This window comes from Pseudarthrobacter raffinosi (assembly GCF_023913835.1).
Lineage (GTDB): Bacteria > Actinomycetota > Actinomycetes > Actinomycetales > Micrococcaceae > Arthrobacter > Arthrobacter raffinosi.
Window position 1 is genome coordinate 1 of the sequence record NZ_JAMXBG010000044.1, and the last position, 4,521, is coordinate 4,521.

The following is a 4,521-nucleotide window of genomic DNA, read 5'->3' on the forward strand; positions in this document are numbered from 1 at the left end:
CTTGTCCGGATCAGAGGGAATCGTCGTGCGCTTGAACGCCCGCATCCGCTTCGCGGCCCAGCCGTTCTCCGCCATGATGACCGCCACAGTTCCCACCGATACCTCGATGCCGGCGGCGGCAAGTTTCGTATGGACCATACGGTGCCCGAAAATCCCGTCGGAGGAATCGAACATGACCTTTACGTGTTCTGTCAGCTCCCGATGCCGGGTCGCCGTCGGGGACTCTTCCGCGGCCAGCCACCGGTAATACGACGCCCTGGAAATACCCAGCCGCCCGCACATCCACTGGACGGGGAACTGCGCGTTCTTCTCCTGAACAAGGCGGTAGAGATCCTCTACCGTTGTTCTCTGGCGAAGAACGCTGAAACTTTTTTTAGGAAGTCATTTTCTCTCTCGACTTCACGCAGCCGGGCTTCCAATGCCCTGTATCTCGCCGGATCCACCGGATCATCCGGTTTGCCCCCGCCCTCCGATTGGCCNGTGGGCTGTCCCCAGCTCTGAAGCCAGCCGGTCATTTTTTCTATTTCCGGTCCCTGGGCTGCCTTGATCCTGGTGGCCAGGTCGGTCACCTCGGCGGGGACGCCTTCCTTGGCCAGGATGATGTCGCTCATCTCCACGGCCTCGGCGTGGTGCGGGATCATCTTCTGGGCGAACATGGCGTCCGCGTCGTTGAAGTCCGCCGAGGCTGCGGCCGACGTTGCCGGAGCCGAGGTCGATGGCATGGCGGAGCTGCCGTGGCTCATGCCGGGCATGCTGCTCGAGTCCGAACTTCCGGTGCCGGCTGAGCATCCGGCGAGGCCGATTGCTGCGGCGATCGCGGCAGCGGAAATAGTCAGGGTCTATTTCATGAAAATCAGGGTCCTCAAAGGTATCAGCGGCGTTTAGCGCCTGGGGATTGCAAGCAGAGACAGCTGCGCCCTTTGGGAAGGTGGGCTGTCTTGTGCGTGTCGACGTTGCTGGACGCTGCGCCGGGGCGCGGCGCTGTCAGTGCTGGTTTACGTCCGGCTGATACAGAAGTCACCGGGAGAGGGGCTGTCCGGTGAGTAGGAATAATTGATGCTGGCTGCAGCCGCCACCCCGAAGTCCGGTAAGGCATAGGGTGCTGTTCCGGGGGCAGGGGCGGTCAGTGAGGTGTTTCCCGGGGCCAGGACGCACGTATTGCCCCCGGCAGTCATCCCGGGGCAGGAACCTGCAGGGGCGCAGGAAGACGACGAGCCAGTTGCCGCTGGGGTAGCGGCGGTCCCATCCGAGGATGCCCCCGTGGTGTGGGAGTGCCCGGCCGGGATGCCCGCAGCGTCCACCGCGGATCCGGCGGTCGCTGCCGGCATGGTGTGCGCGGCGCTCATATGGTGTGCGCCGGTCATAATGTGCATGCCGAAGATCCCGGCGATGATGGCTAGGGCGGCCGTCAGGAAGCCTGCACGAAAGAGGAAAGCGGAGAAAGGTCCACGCGATGGTGCGCTCACAACGTTTCTTCCCTTCCATGCAGGTTGTTCAGGATCTTCAGCCTACCGGCAGGGGTATTCCTGCCGGTCACAGCCTCTTATTCAACGCACCTGGGAGGGATTGAGTTTCATCCTCCGCAAGCCCAAAGGCAGGACAGGGCACTGTCGCCAGCGGGACGGCGAGGATGTTGTAACCGGTGGCCCAAATGAGGATCTGCTACGGCTTGGTATGGCTGGCCCCGGATAGGTCCACCATTTCACAGCACAGTCCAGGCATCATTGCCGGCCTGGACAACACCGGCCGATGCCGTGCACCCGTTCCAGCGCCGAGCGCGATGCCGGCCTCAGCGCCGGGGACGCGTTCGCCCCGTCAAAAGACACCCCACTCGCCTAACCGGTCTTCTGCCAGGGGCCTTGATGCCAATTGCTGCAAAGCGTGTAGCCGGCGGAGGTCACGGCCGCACACACAGCAAAGCTCTCGGCCGTACCGTGACTATCACCCGGGAACGACCGCCGGACACGAGGTCCACAAAGGCGGACTCGGCACCCTCAACGGCCGATACAGCCTTTTGAACGGTCTGGACGCAATGCCCGCACGTCAGCCCTTCGACAGCAAACTCGACTGTGCTGCCACTGGATACCGCTGCCGGAGCAGCAGCTGCACCCGGCAGCGGAAGAAACAAGGGGAAGCCTGGCTCTATCTTTTTGAGGAAGAATCGAGGGTGTGCTGGGGGTGAACGGCCGTGCAAACGGGTACGGCAACACCAGCCCGGACTTCCATGTCACTGACAACCCAAGAAGACGCATCCTGTACCCGGGCCGGGTATACAGAGCAAGTGCGCATCCCGTGCCACGGCGGACACGCCGTTACCGGAATGTGACAAACATTGCTGGTGTGAAGTACGGTCTAAGTCGTGCCGGTTTCTCCTTGAGGCGGCACTCCCGAACAGATTGCCTAACTCTGCCGCTGCCCGGGATCCGTTCACTTTTCGTCCGGCAGAGACGGGGAACCCATTATTGGCCTGCTTCTGGCAGGTCTTGGGGTGAAGCCGTGCCTGGTGCACTTTTGCGCCTGACGCGGCCGGGTGCCTCCCACCCGAATCCGACAGCTAACCTCGCAGGCAGTGGGAGAGGCCCTTTCATGCCCATGCGCAAAACTCACGGCCGCCGCCGCGCGGTCCCCCAGACCAGCACTCTTGCCGCACTGACCAAGTCCTTTACCGCGAATGCCGGCGGCGCAGGCCGCCAGGCCGCCGTCTTCGCAGCGGCTTCCGGTCTCGTGCTGACCAGTGGTATTGCTGCCGCCCAGGCGGCCGACGCCCCCGCCCAGCGCGAAGCTGAACCGGCCGCTAACCTCGAGGTCGCGAGCCAGATACAGGCCCCGCTGACCGCCGATGCCACCATCCAGATTTCCTTCGAGCGCCCGGTCGTGGAAACCACGCCCGCTCCCGTAGTGGAAGCCCCGAAGCCTGTCGTGGTAGCCGCGAAGGCCGCGGCACCCGCGGCCGCCGTAACGACCCCTGCACCCGCCTCGGCCAAAGTCACCGTCACCCCGCCTGCGCCCGCGCCGGCTCCCGCAGCCGGTGACATTAACTCCATCATGGTGTCCTCCGCCTACGCTCAGATCGGCATGATCCAGGACTGCACGCGGCTGGTCGAAAACGCCCTAAATGCCGCTGGCATCCCCGTCGGGGACCTGGGCCCGATGCAGTTCATGAACTACGGCACCGTGGTCACCGACCCCCAGCCCGGTGATATGGTCATGCAGCCTGGCCACGTAGGAATTTACGTCGGCAACGGCCAGGTCCTCAGCTCAGGCCTGAACGGGAAGAATGAAACCGCCGTGCACCCTCTGACCTGGATGACGTCCAAGGGTGCCGTCACCTTCGTCCGCGCAGGCTAACAAACCACTGAAGGCCGGTGATTCAATGCCTTGGGGGCACTGAATCACCGGCCCTTAGGATGCCCCTCCAACCATGCGCCTGACTCCTTCCGCAGGTCACCCGAAGGCGACATATAGCGGTGCTAAAACACCGCCATTTACTCCGCAAACCACAATTCTGAGGCGTATCCCATCTCTTTAGAGTGTCCGGCCAAGCCCCGCTTCCAAGGAAATGAGACATGACGCTCAATTCTGCCCCGCTGAGCAGCACGCGCAGCGCCACGCCGCACCAACTCCGGTATCGGCGCTACGGCTGCCTGCTCTCACACACCCGAAAACGAAAGACTCACCAGACATGACCGTTCAGAACGACCTCAGCCGCGAAGACGTTGCCTCCTATGAGGCAGAGCTCGCGAAACGGACTCCCTCGCTCTACTCGCGCTACATCGGCGCGATGCTCTACTTCATGGGCGCGGCCCTTATCGCTGGCGCCGTCGTGCACTATCCGGTCGACCCGGGCCTATACACGATCATCTGCGTCGTCGGTGCGTTCGTGTTCCTCCTCGGCACCATCGTCAACGAGTTCGTGCTCGTCGATGAGCGCCCGCTGCTAAGCCGGGCCATCTCGCTCGTCGCGTTCTCGCTCCTGCTCTCCTTCGGCGTCGGCCTGGTCGGCGGCGGCATCCAGCACTTCGAACAGTTCCCCGAGCGCAGCGCCTGGATGACTCCAATCGGCCTGCTGATGTCGTACGTCGCGTTCATCGCCAAGGACGCCAAGGGCGGCCTGCGCCACCTGGTCAGCCCGTTTGCCGCAGGTGTCGTGTTGGTCGCCGCGCTGACATGGTTCGGCATGTCCGCCCTCGCAAGCACCCTCGACTCCGAGAGCCACAGCCACGACTCCACGCCGGCACCGTCGCAGGCACCCGCGGAGGCTCCGACCAGCGAAGACCGCACCCTCGACAAGCCGACGGACGCCCCCGCAGCCCCCGCACCCGACACCCACACGTCGCACAGCCACTAACCCGAAGCCGGGCATGCTCAACCGCACATTCGTGCGCTCCTATTCCGTGTAAGGGTCTTTCCCGGCAATGTGGGTGTGTGTGATCGACTATCTGTAGGCCGTTTCAGCCAGGAAATCCTGCCGAGTTGGTGGCTGGTTTCCTGCCAAATGAGCGCTAAGAATCAGGCCAGGCA

At 63.5% G+C, this 4,521-nt stretch carries 7 protein-coding genes and 1 riboswitch; of the genes, 3 read left to right on the forward strand and 4 right to left on the reverse strand.

The annotated features are described in order from the left end of the window. Together NG697_RS21475 and NG697_RS21480 are read right to left on the reverse strand one after the other, a co-directional pair. Window positions 1–282 (reverse strand): IS3 family transposase (locus NG697_RS21475; protein WP_256473125.1); only part of this gene is annotated, 282 nt, incomplete at its 3' end. A gap of 53 nt (window positions 283–335) precedes the next feature. Further along, window positions 336–656: a DUF305 domain-containing protein gene (locus tag NG697_RS21480; protein ID WP_445260456.1), complete on the reverse strand. Its 321-nt coding sequence runs from the start codon at window positions 654–656 to the stop codon at window positions 336–338. On the opposite strand from NG697_RS21480, the gene NG697_RS21485 reads away from it, so the two are divergent. Next, window positions 598–885 carry a hypothetical protein gene (locus NG697_RS21485; RefSeq protein WP_374209967.1) on the forward strand — a complete coding sequence of 96 codons (288 nt, stop codon included), beginning with the start codon at window positions 598–600 and terminating at the stop codon, window positions 883–885. The genes NG697_RS21480 and NG697_RS21485 overlap by 59 nt on opposite strands. A 110-nt stretch (window positions 886–995) precedes the next feature. Here NG697_RS21485 and NG697_RS20895 read toward each other — a convergent pair whose 3' ends face one another. Both NG697_RS20895 and NG697_RS20900 read right to left on the reverse strand, forming a co-directional pair. Beyond that, the gene (locus NG697_RS20895; protein ID WP_252603950.1) at window positions 996–1,466 is read right to left on the reverse strand and encodes a hypothetical protein; all 471 of its coding nucleotides are present in this window, start codon (window positions 1,464–1,466) and stop codon (window positions 996–998) included. A 431-nt stretch (window positions 1,467–1,897) separates the two neighbouring features. Next, window positions 1,898–2,194 (reverse strand): heavy-metal-associated domain-containing protein, encoded by a 297-nt coding sequence (locus tag NG697_RS20900; RefSeq protein ID WP_308293110.1) that lies wholly within the window; start codon window positions 2,192–2,194, stop codon window positions 1,898–1,900. A gap of 193 nt (window positions 2,195–2,387) precedes the next feature. After that, window positions 2,388–2,583, forward strand: a riboswitch (cyclic di-AMP (ydaO/yuaA leader). 3 nt (window positions 2,584–2,586) lie between these two features. Here NG697_RS20900 and NG697_RS20905 point away from each other — a divergent pair. Next, window positions 2,587–3,348 (forward strand): NlpC/P60 family protein, encoded by a 762-nt coding sequence (locus tag NG697_RS20905; protein ID WP_252603946.1) that lies wholly within the window; start codon window positions 2,587–2,589, stop codon window positions 3,346–3,348. 334 nt (window positions 3,349–3,682) lie between these two features. Beyond that, window positions 3,683–4,348, forward strand: coding sequence for a hypothetical protein (locus NG697_RS20910; protein ID WP_252615091.1), 666 nt, complete (start codon window positions 3,683–3,685; stop codon window positions 4,346–4,348). Window positions 4,349–4,521: the final 173 nt, after the last annotated feature.

Bases quoted from the DNA above. Each gene is read 5' to 3' on its own strand.
- NG697_RS21485 (WP_374209967.1), top strand. From the start codon at position 598: ATGATGTCGCTCATCTCCACGGCCTCGGCGTGGTGCGGGATCATCTTC.
- NG697_RS20905 (WP_252603946.1), top strand. From the start codon at position 2,587: ATGCCCATGCGCAAAACTCACGGCCGCCGCCGCGCGGTCCCCCAGACC.
- NG697_RS20910 (WP_252615091.1), top strand. From the start codon at position 3,683: ATGACCGTTCAGAACGACCTCAGCCGCGAAGACGTTGCCTCCTATGAG.